We start from the raw sequence: 14,919 nt of genomic DNA, 5'->3' as shown, positions 1-14,919 counted from the left end.
CGTGCGGCCATCAGTCCGCGGAGCCGTCGAGGTCGATCGCCTGGATCGACCGTGACATCGGCGGGAGCCCGCGGACGCGCTCGAGCGCCGGCACGAGCTCGTCGACGTACGCGCGGTAGCCCTCGCTCGTCAGGTGCAGGCCGTCGTCGGTGAAGCGGTCGGACAGGTGGTCGCCGTCGGCGAGTGCGGGCCATGCGTCGAGGTACTGCGCGTGGCAGGTGGCGACGAACTGCCGCAGGTGCCGGTTCGCCTCCTCGATCTTCGCGGCGTACTCGGCCTGCCGCGGCAGGATCGACACGAGCAACAGTCGGACGCCGGGGAGCTCACGACGGAGCGTGACGAGGATCGTCTCGACGTTGCGCACGACGTGCTCGGCGCTCTTGCGGTGGTTGCCGAAGTCGTTCGTGCCGATGAGCAGGACGATCACCTCGGGCTGCTCGGCGACCACGGCGTCCAGGCGCGTCAGCACTCCGTCGGTCGTGTCGCCGCTGATGCCCTGGTTCAGGGTGTGCTCGTCGGGGAGCCAGGTCTCCCAGTCCCCCTGTGCGGTGATGCTGTCCCCCAGGAAGAGGACGGGGCTGCGGTCGTCGGTCATGCTGCCTCCTCGTGCGCCGGCTCAGGGTCCTCATTGTGCTGGGTCCGGTTGCGCTGCGTCGACTCGGTGTTGTCGGACTCCCGCTCGGCGGCGGCGGTGATGCGCTCGACCATACCGGGGAAGATGACGCCGTGGAACGGCAGGATGCCGTACCAGTACAGGCGCCCGGCGAGCCCCTGCGGGAAGTAGATCGCCCGCTGGTGGTAGTCGCTGCCGCCGTCGTCGCTCGGTGTCACGGTCATCTCGAGCCAGGCACGGCCGGGCGACTTGAACTCCGCGCGGAGCCGCAGGTAGCGGCCGCGCTCGAGCCGTTCGACGCGCCACCAGTCGAGCGCGTCGCCCTGCTCCAGGCGCTGCTGGTCGCGACGACCACGGCTCAGCCCGACACCGCCGGCGATCTTGTCCATCCAGCCGCGGGCGACCCAGGCGAGCGGGAACGAGTACCAGCCGTTCTCGCCGCCGATCGACTCGACGACGCGCCAGACATCGGCGGCCGAGGCGTTCGAGTGCCGCTTCCGGTCGTCCACGTAGACGGTGTGCCCGGCCCAGTCGGGGTCGCTCGGCATCGGGTCGGCGGACGCACTCGACAGCGTCGCGCTGCGCCAGCTCGTCTCGACCTGGCCGGACCGCATCTTGTTGAGCGCCAGGCGGACGGCGCGACGGTACGAGGTCAGCCCGCCCTCGGGCTGCGGCACGACGTCGTCGATGTCGTGCTCCCGCTGGACGCACTCGAACTGCAGCGACTCGATGATCGGGGTCGCGAGCTTGCGCGGGATCGGCGTGACGACGTTGAACCAGTGGGCGGCGAGCCGCGGGGTCAGCACCGGCAGGACCGTGATCGGACGCTGCGGCAGCTTCGCCTCGACCGCGTACCCGTTGAGCATCTGGCCGTAGCGGAGCACGTCCGGGCCACCGATGTCGAAGGTGCGGTTGACGTCGTCGGGGATGTCGAGTGCGGCGACCAGGTAGTACAGGACGTCACGGACGGCGATCGGCTGGATGCGGTTGCGCACCCACCGCGGCGCGGGCATCCACGGCAGCACGTCGGTCAGGTGTCGGATCATCTCGAACGAGGTGCTGCCGGACCCGATGACGACACCGGCCTGGTACGCGATGGTCGGCACCCCCGACCCGAGCAGGATCTCGCCGACCTCCTTGCGACTGCGGAGGTGCTTCGACAGCTCGCCGTCGGGGTGCAGTCCGCCCAGGTACACGAAGCGGCGCACACCGGCGGCCTTCGCTTCGTGCGCCATGGTCTCGGCGGCCTGGCGCTCGGCGGCCTCGAAGTCGCCGTCGGCGCCCATCGCGTGGGCGAGGTAGTAGACCGCCTCGACGCCGTCGACCGCGGTGCGCACCGCCTCGGCGTCCTGGAGGTCGCCCTCGGCGACGTCGACGTCACCGCTCCACGGGACGTCCTGGAGCTTCCGGGGGTTGCGCACGAAGACCCGGACGGAGTGGCCGGCTTCGAGGAGACGAGGGACGAGACGACCGCCGATGTAGCCGGTGGCGCCGGTGACGAGGACCTGCATGCGTCGAACGCTACGCGGCGCGCCTGACGGGTAGGCTTGCCCGGTGGACAACGCAGCCTTCCCCGTCACCGCCGATGCCGTCCGCGGCCTCATCGACCACGCGATCCTGAAGCCGGAACTCACCCGTGCGGACGTCGACGCCCAGCTCGACGAGGCCGCCGCCTACCGCGTGTTCAGCGTGTGCGTCCGCCCGAGCGACGTCGCGCACGCGGTCGGACGCCTGCAGGGCACGGGCGTCGGCGTCGGCACCGTGATCGGCTTCCCGCACGGCACCACCTCGACCGAGGCCAAGGTCGCCGAGTCGCTGCAGGCCCTGGCCGACGGCGCCTTCGAGCTCGACATGGTGCAGAACATCGGCGCCGCGAAGTCCGGCGACTGGGAGCGGGTCGAGCGTGACGTCCGCGCCGTCGTCGACGCCGCCGGGTCGACGGTCGTCAAGGTCATCCTCGAGACCGCCTTCCTGACCGACGACGAGGTCGTCGCGGCCTCGAGCGCCGCACAGCGTGCCGGTGCGGCGTTCGTGAAGACGTCGACCGGGTTCGCCGGCGGGGGCGCCACCGTGGAGCACATCGCCCTGATGCGCCGCACCGTCGGCCCGGACAGCGGCGTGAAGGCGTCCGGCGGCGTCCGCGGCCTCGACACCCTGCTCGCGATGGTCCACGCCGGCGCCGACCGCATCGGGACGAGTGCGTCCGCCCGCATCCTCGACGACGTCGCGCACCGCGCCGAGACCGGCTCCGCCGCGTCGCTCGGCGACGACACCTCGTCCTACTGAGTCCCACCCCCGCCACCTCGACCAGGCCGACGCCCACCGGACGCGACGACGCGTCCGTGACCGGCGCCGCGCCTCCAGACCGCCGCATCGGAGCGCGCATGTCCAGCAACGCACCCCAGTCCCCCGTCCTCGCCCTGGCAGTCGACCTGGGCGGCACCAAGGTCGAGGCGGCCCTGGTGACCGACCAGGGCGTCGTCCTGCCCGCCTCGCGCTTCCGCAGCCCCACCGGGCCGCAGCGCACCTCGGACGAGCTGCAGGCGGCGGTCGACGAGGTCGTGACGGCCGCGCTGGGCGCCCTGCCCGCCGACGCGGTCCTGGTCGGCGCGGGGATCGGCTCGGCCGGACCGGTCGACGAGGAGCACGGCCTGGTGTCGCCGCTCAACATGCCGGTGTGGCGTGGGCACCCGCTGCGCGACCGGGTGCAGGCGCTGCTCCCCGAGGGCGTGCGGGCGACGCTGCGGATGGACGGCCTGGCCATCACGCTCGCCGAGCACTGGGTCGGCGCCGCGCAGGGATCCGACCACGTGATGGGCATGATCGTCTCGACCGGTGTCGGCGGTGGCCTCATCCTGCACGGCCGCACCGTCAGCGGACCGACCGGCAACGCCGGGCACATCGGCCACGTCGAGTGTGGCGGGTACGACGACCCCTGCGCCTGCGGGGGCACCGGGTGCCTCGAGGCGATCGCGAGCGGCCCGAAGACCGTGGCCTGGGCGCGCGCGCAGGGCTTCGCGGGCACGACCGGCGAGGAGCTCTCCGCCGCCTACGCCGCGGGTGACGAGATCGCCGTCGCCGCCGTCCGCCGCAGCGGGCGCGCGCTCGGGCAGGCCATCGCCGCCGCGACGAGCCTCGTCGACCTGGAGGTCGTGGCGATCGGCGGAGGCTTCTCGCACGTCACGCCGGACCTCTTCGAGTACGCCCGCCAGGCCGTGGCGGAGAGGGTCGAGTTCGGCTTCGTCACCAAGGTGCGGATCGTGCCGACCGGGCTCTCGCAGGACGGTCCGCTCATCGGCGCCGCCGCACTCGTGCACCGGGCCGACGTCCTGCGCTGACGTTCCGTCCTGCGCTGACGGTCCGTCTCGCGCTGACGGTCCGCGCGGCGCTGACGCTCCGCGCGGCGGACGGGAGGCGCGGGTCGGGCCGGACCCGCGCCTCCCGTCCGCCCGTGGGCTGTCCACAGGGGTACGGTCCGGGGCTGTGCATCCGGCAGGATGTGCGGGTGCCCCGCTCGCGACTGCTCACCGGTGACGACTGGCCGGAGGCCGAGCTGCGCGCGGCGGTGCTCGCCGGCGAGCTCGTCGCCGTCGGGCCGTGCTGGGCGTCGCCGTCCGAGCCGCAGACCGTGGCCCTGCGTGCGGCGGCGGTCGCCTGGGCACTGCGCGACCCGCGGCTCATCGCGTGCACGGCGACCGCGGCGTGGGTGTGGGGCGCCGTGTCACGCCCGCCGGAGCCGCTCGAGGTCTGCACGCCTGCCGGCCTCCGCGTGCGGGTGCGTGCGGAGGTGCGCCTGCGCGAGGTGCGGATCGAGGACGTCGACGTGATCCGTGTGGCGGATCTCCGTGTCTCGTCCCCAGGCCGCACGGTGGTCGACCTGCTCCGCACCCCGGCCACCGTCGCGGGCGGCTTCGGTGGGGTCGAGGCCACCGCCGTGCACGGACTGCTCGCGACCGGGGCGGCATCCGTCACCGAGGTGCTGGACCGCCTGGCCGCACTCGGCACGGTGCCGATGGCTCGGCAGGCCGAGCGGCGGCTCCGCGCGGTGCAGGCCGGAGCCGTCCCCGGGGTCAGCCCGCGCTGACGCGGTAGACGTCGTAGACGGCGTCGATCCGACGCACGGCGTTGAGCACCCGGTCCAGGTGGATCGTGTCGCCCATCTCGAACACGAACCGGCTGAGGGCCAGGCGGTCGGACGAGGTCGACACGGTCGCGGACAGGATGTTGACGTGGTGGTCGGTGAGCACGCGGGTGACGTCGCTGAGCAGTCCGGACCGGTCGAGCGCCTCGATCTGGATCTGCACGAGGAACACCGACTTGGACGACGGCGCCCACTCGACCTCGATCATCCGGTCGGGCTCGTTCATCAGGGACTTCACGTTCGTGCACGACGACTGGTGCACCGACACGCCCTGCCCGCGGGTGATGAACCCGACGATCTGGTCGCCGGGCACCGGGGTGCAGCACTTCGCGAGCTTCACGAGGATGTCCGGGGCCCCGCGGACGAGCACGCCGCTGTCGCTCGTGCGCAGCTGTCGGCTGGTCACCTGGCGCGGGAAGGCGAGCTCGGGCTCGTCCGTCTCGGTCTCGGTCTGGACGCCGGCGAGCACCTTCTCGATGACGGACTGCGTCGAGACGTGGCCCTCACCGACCGCGGCGTACAGGGCGGAGACGTCCTCGTAGCGCATGGCCGAGGCCACCTCGGCGATGCTGTCCTGGCTCATGATCCGCTGGAGCGGCAGGTTCTGCTTGCGCATCGCGCGGGCGATGGCGTCGCGGCCCTGCTCGATCGCCTCTTCGCGGCGCTCCTTGGTGAACCACTGCTTGATCTTGTTGCGGGCCCGGGGGCTGCGCACGAACTGCAGCCAGTCCTGTGACGGACCGGAGTCCGGGTTCTTCGACGTGAAGATCTCGACGACGTCGCCGCTGGACAGCTGGCTCTCGAGCGGGACGAGCCGACCGTTCACCTTCGCGCCCATGGTGCGGTGGCCGATCTCGGTGTGCACCGCGTACGCGAAGTCGACGGGGGTCGCACCGGCGGGCAGCCCGATGACCTTGCCCTGCGGCGTGAAGACGTAGGTCTCCTTCGCGCCGATCTCGTAGCGCAGCGAGTCGAGGAACTCCCCCGGGTCGCTCGTCTCGGCCTGCCAGTCGGTGATGTGCGCGAGCCAGGCCATGTCCTGGTCGTCCGTGGTCGACGAGGTGCCGACGTCGCGCCCCGCCGCACGCTGCTTGTACTTCCAGTGCGCGGCGACGCCGAACTCCGCCCGCTGGTGCATCTCGTGCGTGCGGATCTGGATCTCGACGGGGCGGCCCTGCGGACCGAGCACGGTCGTGTGCAGCGACTGGTACAGGTTGAACTTCGGGGTGGCGATGTAGTCCTTGAACCGCCCGGGCAGCGGCGTCCACCGCGCGTGCACCGAGCCGAGCATCGCGTAGCAGTCGCGCACGGTCGGGACGAGCACGCGGATGCCGACCAGGTCGTAGATCTCGTCGAACTCGCGCCCGCGCACGATCATCTTCTGGTAGATCGAGTAGTACTGCTTCGGGCGGCCCATGACGTCGCCGCGCACCTTGGCGGACTTCAGGTCCTTCTTGAGCGTGCCGATGACGTTCTGCACGAACTGCTCGCGCTTCGGCTGCCGCTCCTTGACCAGGCTGTCGATCTCGACGTAGAGCTTCGGGTGCAGGACCGCGAACGACAGGTCCTCGAGCTCGAGCTTGATCATCTGGATGCCGAGCCGGTGCGCCAGGGGCGCGTAGATCTCGAGCGTCTCCTTGGCCTTGCGCGTGGCCGAGGCGGACTCGACGAAGCCCCACGTGCGCGCGTTGTGCAGACGGTCGGCGAGCTTGATGACCAGGACGCGGATGTCCTTCGACATCGCGATGACCATCTTGCGGACGGTCTCGGCCTGCGCGCTGTCGCCGTACTTGACCTTGTCGAGCTTCGTGACGCCGTCGACGAGCATGGCGATCTCGTCGCCGAAGTCGGCCCGCAGCTGGTCGAGCTGGTAGTCGGTGTCCTCGACGGTGTCGTGCAGCAGCGCCGCCGCGATCGTGATGGTGCCGATGCCGAGGTCGGCGAGGATCTGTGCGACCGCGACCGGGTGGGTGATGTAGGGCTCGCCGGACTTCCGCTTCTGCCCGTCGTGCGCGCGCTCCGCCACCGAGTAGGCGCGCTCAACCAGGGTGATATCGGCCTTCGGGTGGTGCGAGCGCAGCGTGCGGATGAGCGTGTCGACCGCGCCGGCGGGCTGCGCGCGCGAGAACAGACGCGGCAGCAGGGAGCGGAGGGAGCCGAGGTTGCCGGTGGTGTTCGGACCGATCGGACTGGTCGGCTGCGAGGCCGACCCGGGGCGGCTCGGCGCGGACGGGTCTTCGCGGGTGTCCGTCATGCTGCGCCTCCTCTGGCTGGCCAAGTCGATCAGCCAAGCCTACGCGTGTCGTTGGCCGCTCCGCGCCAGCGTTCGCGGTGAGCGCGGGTCCGCTCAGCACAGGGCGCTTCCGGATCGCCTGATGTTCTGAAGGCTCCCACAGCCTGTCGTGGAAATCGATCAGTCGATGTTGACACTCGCTGAGCCGCGACAATATCTTCCGAATCAGGACGAAAAGGGGTTCGTCCAATTCGAGGCGTCGATGATGACGCCCTTTCTGGGGAGAAAAAAATGAACACGAAGAAAGCCCTTGCAATATTCTCGGTGCCCGTCGCGGCGGCCCTTCTTGCGATGGGGGCAGCGCCAGCGAACGCGACGACCGTTGACGACACGAAGGACGGCGGCTACGTGATCGTCGATCCGGATGCCGCTCAGGTGACCGCCGAGGGGGTGTTCTTCCCAACGGGGAAGATCAGCGCGAACACGGTTGTCGTCATTTCCAAGCCGGATGGATCGCTTCCGAACGGATTGTCCGATGCGAAACTCACGAGTCTCTACGGAGAGCGTCGAGCGTTGCCGGAATCAGCGCAGCGTGAATCGGCGGCCCCGGCGCGTGTGAGCGCTGCTGCTGCCTCGAACTACTCCTACGTCGCCTCGAGCGCCTCGAGTTGGTCGAGAGCGTTCGCAGGACCGAACATCATCGGCGCCGACGCCGGGGTGAAGGTCAAGTACCGATTCACGGTCGCGTCGTCGACCGCCCAGACCAACGCGGGTCAGGGCCTCGGGTACTACCGCGGGTACAGCGGCAGTGAGTTCGGCACGTGGTCGAAGTGGTACAACCTCGGTGTCGCTGACTCCCGGACGCCGGGTTCAACCAGTGTCCCGTGGGGAAACGTCGCGGCACAGGCGAAGTTCCGCGCGAAGTGCGCAACGTCGACGCTCTGTGGTGGATCGTTCTCGGCCAGCGGAGTCTGAGAGAGACACGACGAGGCGGCACCCCAACCAGGGGTGCCGCCTCGTCGTTCGTGCACGCCGAGGCGCGCTTCGATACCGGTTTCTGTCAGCCGTGGAGCTGAGGTGGAGCGCCTGGTTCACGAAGTACCGGAGCCCCCGACTGTTCCCAGGCGACCATGCCGCCCGTGAGGTTGACGGCCGGTACACCGGACTGCTCGAGGGCCGCGACGATGCGCGCCGAGCGGGCGCCCGAGTGGCACACGACGATCGCCGGCTGGTCGCCACCGTCGATCTCCTGCCAGCGGTCCGCGAAGGCCGACATCGGCACGAGCGTGGCCTGGGGAGCGTGGACCTCGTCCCACTCCCCCTGCTCCCGCACGTCGAACAGTCGGGCGCCGGACGCCAGGCGACGCTGCGCCTCGACGACGTCGATGTGCTGGATCTCGATCGGCATCAGGCGCCCGCCGCCGCGGTGTCGACCTCGTGCCGGCGCTTCTCGGCCGCCTGCGTCTTCTTCGCGTCGGCGTCCTTGATCTTCGGCTCGTTCTCGCGCAGGTGGGCGTACATGGGCGACGCGATGAAGATCGTCGAGTACGTGCCGACGATGATGCCGATGAACAGCGCGAGCGAGATGTCGCGGAGCGTCCCCGCACCGAGCACGTACGACCCGATGAACAGGATCGCCGCGACCGGCAGCAGCGCCACGACCGAGGTGTTGATGGACCGGACGAGCGTCTGGTTCACCGCGAGGTTGACCGACTGCACGAAGGTGCGATGCGACTCCTGCGTCGTGTTCTCGCGCACCTTGTCGAACACCACGACGGTGTCGTAGAGCGAGTAGCCGAGGATCGTCAGGAAGCCGATGACGGCTGCCGGCGTGACCTCGAGCCCGACGATGCCGTACACACCGGCGGTGATGAGCAGGTCGTGCAGCAGCGCGGCCATCGCCGAGACGGACATCTTCCAGGTGCGGAAGTACAGCGCCATGACGACCGCGGCCAGGGCCAGGAAGATCAGCAGACCCCGGATCGCCTGGGCGAGCACGTCGGCGCCCCAGGTCGCACCGATGTAGGTGGAGGCCACCTGGTCCGGCGTCACGTCGTACGCCTCGGCCAGGGCGTCCTGCACCTCGGTGGTCTCGCGGTCGGTCAGCTGCTCCGTCTGCACGCGGATGCCGTTCTGGCCGACCTGGGACACCCGCGGGATGCCCTCGGGGACGATCGACTCGACGGTCCGGGTCGCCAGCGACTGGTCGAGGTCCTTCGCGTTCGAGACCGTGAACTCGGACCCACCCGTGAACTCGATGCCGAGCTGGTACCCGCCGCGCAGCCACGGCACCGCGAGCGAGACCACGATGGCGATCAGTGCGATGAGGTACCAGGTCTTGCGGCGGCCGACGATGTCGTACGAGCGCTTGCCCGTGTACAGGTCGCTGCCGAACTGGCTGAAGCTGGCCATCAGTCGTCCTTCCCGTCCGGCGTGGTGCCGTTCTCGGCGGTGCCCTGCTGGGCCTTCCGCTCCGCGATCGTCTGGCGGCGCTGCGCCTCGCCGGCGCTCCGCTGCCGCTTGCCGTCGACGACGGGGGCACGGAACTGCGCGCGTCCCCGGTACACGGCACCGAGTGCTGCCGGGTCGAGCCCGCTGAACCGGTGGCCCTCGCCGAAGAACCGGCTGCGGGCGATGAGCTGCATCATCGGGTGCGTGAACATCACGACGACCACGACGTCGATCAGGGTCGTGAGCAACAGCGTGAACGCGAAGCCCTTCACGTCGCTCACCGCGAGGACGTAGAGGACGATCGCGGCGAGGAAGTTGATCGAGTCCGAGGCGAGGATGGTGCGCAGTGCACGCTTCCAGCCGGACTCGACGGCGCTCTCCAGGCCACGGCCGTCCCGGAGCTCGTCACGGATGCGTTCGAAGTACACGATGAACGAGTCCGCGGTGATGCCGATCGCCACGATGAGGCCGGCGACACCCGCCAACGACAGGCGGTAGTCGACGCGCCACGACATGATCGCGATCACCAGGTAGGTCAGGATCGCGGCGACCCCGAGGGACAGCACCGTGACGAAGGCGAGCGCCCGGTACTGGATGACCGAGTAGATGATCACCAGGATGAGCCCGATCAGGCCCGCGACGAGACCGCCGACGAGCTGGGCGGTGCCGAGCGTCGCGGAGATGTTCTCGTTCGACTGCACCTGGAAGTTGATCGGCAGGGCGCCGTACTTCAGCTGGTCGGCGAGGGTCTTCGCCGACTCCGCCGTGAAGCTGCCGCTGATCTGCGCCTTGCCGTTCGTGATCGCCGTGTTCGTCCGCGGGGCCTCGATGACCGTGCCGTCGAGCACGATGGCGAACTGGTTCTGCGGCTGCTGCAGCGAGACGAGTCGGTTCGTGACGGAGCGGAAGTCCTTCGAGCCCGCGTCGTTGAAGGTCAGGTTGACGGCCCACTGGCCCGTCGACGTGCCCTGCGAGTCGGTGGCGAGTCCTGAGGTGGCGTTGCTGATGTCGTCACCCAGCACCTCGACGGGGCCGAGGATGTACTTGGCCGTGCCGCTCTGGTCGCAGGTGACCAGGGGCTCGTCGTCCGGCGCGGTCGTGGTGTCGTCCGGAGCCGCGCAGTTGTAGTTGGTGTAGAGGTCCTGGAGCTTGGGCGTCACCCAGTTCAGGTCGCTCGCGTTCGACGGCTTCGCGCTCGGGCTGGCCTCGAGCGAGGCCGGCGGCGAGTACGGCGTCGGCGACGCGGTGCCCTTCCCGTCGTCGCCGACGGAGGTGTTCGTGGCGGCCTCGGTGAAGAGCACCGGGCGGAAGGTCAGCTTGGCGGCCGCCTCGATGCGGTCGATCGTGGCCTGGTCCGGCTTGCCCGGGATCGAGACGACGATGTTGTTCGTGCCCTGGGTGTTGATCTGCGACTCCGAGACACCCGTCGCGTTGATGCGCTGACGGATGATCTCGACGGCCTGGTTCAACTGCTCACGCGTGACCGAGCCGCCCTCGGTGTTCTGCGCGGCGAGGGTCAGCTGCGTGCCGCCCTGCAGGTCCAGTGCGAGTTCCGGGACCCAGCTCGCGCCCTGGTACCACTCGTCGGTGTCGTCCTTCGAAGAGCCGGCCAGGATCGACGCGGTGGTGTTCACACCGGCGAGGATCGCGATCAGGATCACCAACCAGGTGAGCGAGCGCAGCGCCTTCTTGACGGGTGTCGATCGTGCCACCGGTCGTCTCGTCTTTCTGTTCAGGACCGTCGGCACACCGTGCGACGGCAGAAGGGAGCCGCCGGGTCAGTCGACCCGGCGGCTGGGGCGTCAGTCGTCGGACTTGCGCTTCGTGGCGTCGGTCTCGTCCACGCGGTCGGTGTCGACCCGCTCGCCGTAGACCGGCTCCCCGTTGAGTTCGGCGACGGGCGTCGCCTCGGCCTCGGTGGTCGTGGTGGTCTCGACGTCGGACTCGTTGTCGTCGACGACGCGGGACAGGGTCTGACGGTGCACGGTGACGACGGTCCCCGGAGCGATCTCGACGTCCGCCGTGACCTTCTCGTCGTTGACCGACAGCAGCGTGCCGTACAGACCGAAGGACAGCATGACGCGGGCGCCCGGCACCATCTTGTCGGCGATCTCGGCCTGCTGCTTCTTGCGCTTGCGGCTGCTGTAGAACATGAAGGCCGCGAACGCCACGATGATGACGATGAGGAAGATTGACTGGTCCATGGTGGCGATGCCTTCTCTGGTTGCTCGGTTTCGGGCCGTAGCAGTCTAGGGCACGCCACCGTCCGTGGCATGTCACTCGACTGAACGGTGTCAGGCGGTGGTGTCCTGGTCGTCGAAGAGCCCGGGTTGCCCGCCGGCGCCCTGTCCGGGCGTGAGGCCGAGGTGCCGCCAGGCGGTCGGTGTCGCGATGCGCCCCCGCGGGGTCCGGGTGACCAGGCCGACCCGGACCAGGAACGGTTCGACGACCGACTCGATGGTCTCGGACTCCTCGCCCACCGACACCGCGAGCGTGTTGAGCCCGACCGGGCCGCCGTCGAAGCGGGTCAGCATGGTCTCGACCACCGCGCGGTCCAGCCGGTCGAGTCCGAGCTCGTCGACGTCGTACAGGTCGAGGGCACCCTGGACCGCGGCCATGCCGTCGGTCGTGCCGTGCACGAGTGCAAAGTCGCGCACACGTCGGAGCAGGCGGTTCGCGATGCGGGGGGTGCCCCGGGACCGGCCCGCGATCTCGCGCAGGGCCGTCCGGTCGATGTCGAGCTCGAGCAGGTGCGCCGCTCGGATGAGGACCTGCTCGAGTTCGTCGCGCTCGTAGAACTCCAGGTGCGCGGTGAAGCCGAAACGGTCGCGGAGCGGGTTCGGCAGCAGGCCGGCCCGGGTGGTGGCACCGACCAGGGTGAACGGCGCGAGGTCGAGCGGGATGCTCGTCGCACCGGCCCCCTTGCCCACCATGACGTCGATGCGGAAGTCCTCCATCGCCAGGTAGAGCATCTCTTCTGCCGAGCGCGCCATGCGGTGGATCTCGTCGATGAACAGGACCTCGCCCGGCACGAGCGACGACAGCACGGCGGCGAGGTCGCCGGCGTGCTGGATGGCCGGACCGCTGGACATGCGCAGGGGTCGGCCGGTCTCGTGGGCGACGATCATCGCGAGCGTCGTCTTGCCCAGGCCGGGCGGTCCGGCCATGAGGATGTGGTCGGGCGTGCGCTCCTGCAGCCCGGCGGCCTTGAGGAGCAGGTCGAGCTGACCCCGGACCTTGCGCTGGCCGACGAACTCGTCGAGTGACCTGGGGCGGAGCGCACCCTCGAAGGCGAGCTCTTCCTGCGACTCGGCACCGGCCGCCGTGATGCCGCTCACCGGCCGGCAGCCGCGGGTCGGAGGGCGCCGAGCGCCGCGCGGAGCAGGGCCTGCGTGCCCATCGCCGCGGCCCCGGGCTCGTTCGCGATGGTCTCGTCGACGGCGGTCTGCGCGGCGTCCTCGCGCCAGCCGAGGCCGACCAGCGCGGAGACGACGTCGACGGCGGCGGGGTGCTGCGCGGTCCCCCGGGCGGCGGCGACCACGGCAGCTTGCTCGAAGGCGACGAGCTTGCCGGACAGGGCGACGATGATGAGCTTCGCGGTCTTCGGGCCGATGCCGGACACCTTGCGGAAGGCGGCGTCGTCCTCGTGCGCGACGGCGTTGGCGATCTGGGACGGGTCCATGTGCGCCAGGACCCCGAGCGCCGACTTCGGCCCGACCCCGGACACACCTCGGAGCAGGTCGAACACCTGCAGGGCGTCGGTGGACTCGAAGCCGAACAGCAGGTGCTCGTCCTCGCGCACGATCATCGCGGTGCGCACGAAGACCTCGGCCCCGTGGCGCATCGTCAGGGCGTGGGCGGGCGTGACCGTGACGGCGTAGCCCACTCCCCCGACCTCGATCACCACGGCCGAGCCGGCGATGTCGATGCAGGTGCCCCGGAGACTCGCGATCATGCTCCGAGCCTAGGGCCGGCCGCCGACGACGCCGACCTGCCACGCTGCGGACGCGCCGCCGCGGCGGCGGCCCGCGCGAGCGGCGAGTCGACGGTGCCCCCCTGCGCGTCCCGCCAGGCACGCTGTGCCGGGGTGAGGTTCGTGGCACGTGCGCCGGCGGCGTCGGGTGATCCGAGCCTCCAGGCATGGCACACGGCCAACGCGAGCGCGTCGGCGGCGTCGGCGGGCTTCGGGGCCTCGTCGAGGCCGAGCACGCGCGCGATCATGGTCTGCACCTGGCGCTTGTCGGCGTTGCCGTAGCCGGTCACGGCGGCCTTGACCTCGGAGGGCGTGTGCAGCCCGACGGGCAGGCCGCGGGCCGCCGCGGCGTGCAGCGCCAGGCCGGCGGCCTGCGCCGTGCCCATCACGGTGCGGACGTTCGCCTGGGCGAAGACCCGCTCGACGGCCACGGCCTGGGGGCGGTGCTCGTCGATCTCGGCGGCGATGCCGTCGGCGATCCGGAGCAGCCGCTGCTCGAGCGGCATGTCCGGCGGGGTGCGCACGACTGTCACGTGGACGAGCCGTGCGCGCCGGTTCGGTGCGACCTCGACGACGCCGACACCGCACCGGGTGAGCCCGGGGTCCACCCCGAGCACACGGAGCACGGCTACTCGCCCTCGTCCTCGTCGAGCTCGGCCTGGACGTCCGCGGGGATGTCGAAGTTCGAGTAGACGTTCTGCACGTCGTCGGAGTCCTCGAGCGCGTCGATCAGGCGGAACACCTTGCGGGCGGTCTCGGCGTCGACCGGAACCTTGAGGCCGGGGACGAACTCGGCGTCGGCCGAGTCGTAGTCGATGCCGGCCTCCTGCAGCGCGGTGCGGGCCGCGACGAGGTCGGACGCCTCGGTGATGACCTCGAAGCCACCGCCCTGGTCGACGACGTCCTCGACGCCGGCGTCGAGCACGGCGGTCATGACGGTGTCCTCGTCGAGACCGTCGGTCTTCGTGACCGAGATGACGCCCTTGCGCGAGAAGTTGTAGGCGACACTGCCCGGGTCGGCCATGGTGCCGCCGTTGCGCGACATCGCGGTCCGGACCTCGGCCGCGGCGCGGTTCTTGTTGTCCGTGAGGCACTCGATGAGCATGGCGACGCCGTTCGGGCCGTAGCCCTCGTACATGATCGTCGTGTACTCGATGGTCTCGCCCGTGAGACCGGCGCCGCGCTTGATGGCGCGGTCGATGTTGTCGTTCGGGACCGAGGTCTTCTTGGCCTTCTGGACGGCGTCGACCAGGGTCGGGTTGCCGGACAGGTCGGCGCCGCCCATCTTCGCGGCGACCTCGATGTTCTTGATGAGCTTGGCGAACGACTTGGCACGGCGCTGGTCGATGACCGCCTTCTTGTGCTTGGTCGTTGCCCATTTGGAATGCCCGGACACGGTTCTCCTTGCGTCTCGCCGAAAATCCGCTCCAGTCTACCGGCTCGGGAGGCCCGGATCACCGCCGCCGCGCTGCTCGCCGCGACCCGGTGATCGCCGTGGCCGACCGGGT

15 protein-coding genes are annotated in these 14,919 nt (G+C 70.3%); 4 read left to right on the top strand and 11 right to left on the bottom strand.

Going from position 1 to position 14,919, the window contains the following annotated elements:
- Positions 1 to 10: 10 nt before the first annotated feature.
- The gene (locus tag I8920_RS07930; protein WP_198655869.1) at positions 11 to 595 is read right to left on the bottom strand and encodes a GDSL-type esterase/lipase family protein; all 585 of its coding nucleotides are present in this window, start codon (positions 593 to 595) and stop codon (positions 11 to 13) included.
- On the bottom strand, positions 592 to 2,124 hold the full coding sequence (locus tag I8920_RS07925; RefSeq protein ID WP_198655868.1) for an SDR family oxidoreductase: 1,533 nt from the start codon (positions 2,122 to 2,124) through the stop codon (positions 592 to 594). Before I8920_RS07925 ends, I8920_RS07930 begins: the two co-directional genes overlap by 4 nt.
- Before the next feature lie 43 nt (positions 2,125 to 2,167).
- Between I8920_RS07925 and deoC the strand changes: the two genes are divergently transcribed.
- The 3 genes from deoC to I8920_RS07910 all read left to right on the top strand — a co-directional run bounded on the left by deoC (position 2,168) and on the right by I8920_RS07910 (position 4,697).
- On the top strand, positions 2,168 to 2,899 hold the full coding sequence (deoC, locus tag I8920_RS07920; RefSeq protein WP_198655867.1) for a deoxyribose-phosphate aldolase: 732 nt from the start codon (positions 2,168 to 2,170) through the stop codon (positions 2,897 to 2,899).
- A gap of 98 nt (positions 2,900 to 2,997) precedes the next feature.
- Entirely contained in the window at positions 2,998 to 3,951 is a 954-nt protein-coding gene (locus tag I8920_RS07915; protein ID WP_198655866.1) for an ROK family protein, read from the top strand.
- A 167-nt stretch (positions 3,952 to 4,118) separates the two neighbouring features.
- Positions 4,119 to 4,697, top strand: a complete 579-nt coding sequence (locus I8920_RS07910; protein ID WP_198655865.1) for a type IV toxin-antitoxin system AbiEi family antitoxin — start codon at positions 4,119 to 4,121, stop codon at positions 4,695 to 4,697.
- Here I8920_RS07910 and I8920_RS07905 read toward each other — a convergent pair.
- Entirely contained in the window at positions 4,684 to 7,008 is a 2,325-nt protein-coding gene (locus tag I8920_RS07905) for a RelA/SpoT family protein (protein ID WP_232832692.1), read from the bottom strand. The genes I8920_RS07910 and I8920_RS07905 overlap by 14 nt on opposite strands.
- Positions 7,009 to 7,278: 270 nt before the next feature.
- Between I8920_RS07905 and I8920_RS07900 the strand changes: the two genes are divergently transcribed.
- Positions 7,279 to 7,962 carry a hypothetical protein gene (locus I8920_RS07900; RefSeq protein ID WP_198655864.1) on the top strand — a complete coding sequence of 228 codons (684 nt, stop codon included), beginning with the start codon at positions 7,279 to 7,281 and terminating at the stop codon, positions 7,960 to 7,962.
- An 85-nt stretch (positions 7,963 to 8,047) separates the two neighbouring features.
- Here the strand turns inward: I8920_RS07900 and I8920_RS07895 are convergent, their stop codons facing one another.
- The 8 genes from I8920_RS07895 to I8920_RS07860 form a co-directional block, all read right to left on the bottom strand.
- Positions 8,048 to 8,395 (bottom strand): rhodanese-like domain-containing protein, encoded by a 348-nt coding sequence (locus I8920_RS07895; RefSeq protein WP_198655863.1) that lies wholly within the window; start codon positions 8,393 to 8,395, stop codon positions 8,048 to 8,050.
- The gene (gene secF, locus I8920_RS07890) at positions 8,395 to 9,399 is read right to left on the bottom strand and encodes a protein translocase subunit SecF (protein WP_198655862.1); all 1,005 of its coding nucleotides are present in this window, start codon (positions 9,397 to 9,399) and stop codon (positions 8,395 to 8,397) included. The genes I8920_RS07895 and secF overlap by 1 nt, the downstream gene beginning before the upstream one ends.
- Complete coding sequence (secD, locus tag I8920_RS07885; protein WP_198655861.1) at positions 9,399 to 11,150, bottom strand: protein translocase subunit SecD; 1,752 nt, start codon at positions 11,148 to 11,150, stop codon at positions 9,399 to 9,401. The genes secF and secD overlap by 1 nt, the downstream gene beginning before the upstream one ends.
- 90 nt (positions 11,151 to 11,240) lie before the next feature.
- The gene (locus tag I8920_RS07880; protein ID WP_198655860.1) at positions 11,241 to 11,642 is read right to left on the bottom strand and encodes a preprotein translocase subunit YajC; all 402 of its coding nucleotides are present in this window, start codon (positions 11,640 to 11,642) and stop codon (positions 11,241 to 11,243) included.
- 90 nt (positions 11,643 to 11,732) lie between these two features.
- Positions 11,733 to 12,776, bottom strand: a complete 1,044-nt coding sequence (ruvB, locus tag I8920_RS07875; protein ID WP_198655859.1) for a Holliday junction branch migration DNA helicase RuvB — start codon at positions 12,774 to 12,776, stop codon at positions 11,733 to 11,735.
- Positions 12,773 to 13,393, bottom strand: coding sequence for a Holliday junction branch migration protein RuvA (ruvA, locus tag I8920_RS07870; RefSeq protein ID WP_198655858.1), 621 nt, complete (start codon positions 13,391 to 13,393; stop codon positions 12,773 to 12,775). Before ruvA ends, ruvB begins: the two co-directional genes overlap by 4 nt.
- On the bottom strand, positions 13,390 to 14,037 hold the full coding sequence (gene ruvC, locus I8920_RS07865; protein WP_198655857.1) for a crossover junction endodeoxyribonuclease RuvC: 648 nt from the start codon (positions 14,035 to 14,037) through the stop codon (positions 13,390 to 13,392). The genes ruvA and ruvC overlap by 4 nt, the downstream gene beginning before the upstream one ends.
- A gap of 2 nt (positions 14,038 to 14,039) precedes the next feature.
- Positions 14,040 to 14,807: a YebC/PmpR family DNA-binding transcriptional regulator gene (locus tag I8920_RS07860; RefSeq protein ID WP_198655856.1), complete on the bottom strand. Its 768-nt coding sequence runs from the start codon at positions 14,805 to 14,807 to the stop codon at positions 14,040 to 14,042.
- Between the last annotated feature and the right edge of the window lie 112 nt (positions 14,808 to 14,919).

It is taken from the genome of Curtobacterium sp. YC1, from assembly GCF_016267665.1.
In the GTDB taxonomy this organism is placed as follows: Bacteria; Actinomycetota; Actinomycetes; order Actinomycetales; family Microbacteriaceae; genus Curtobacterium.
The sequence above is the reverse complement of the archived record's forward strand: the minus strand, read 5'-3'. Positions and strand labels throughout refer to the sequence as shown.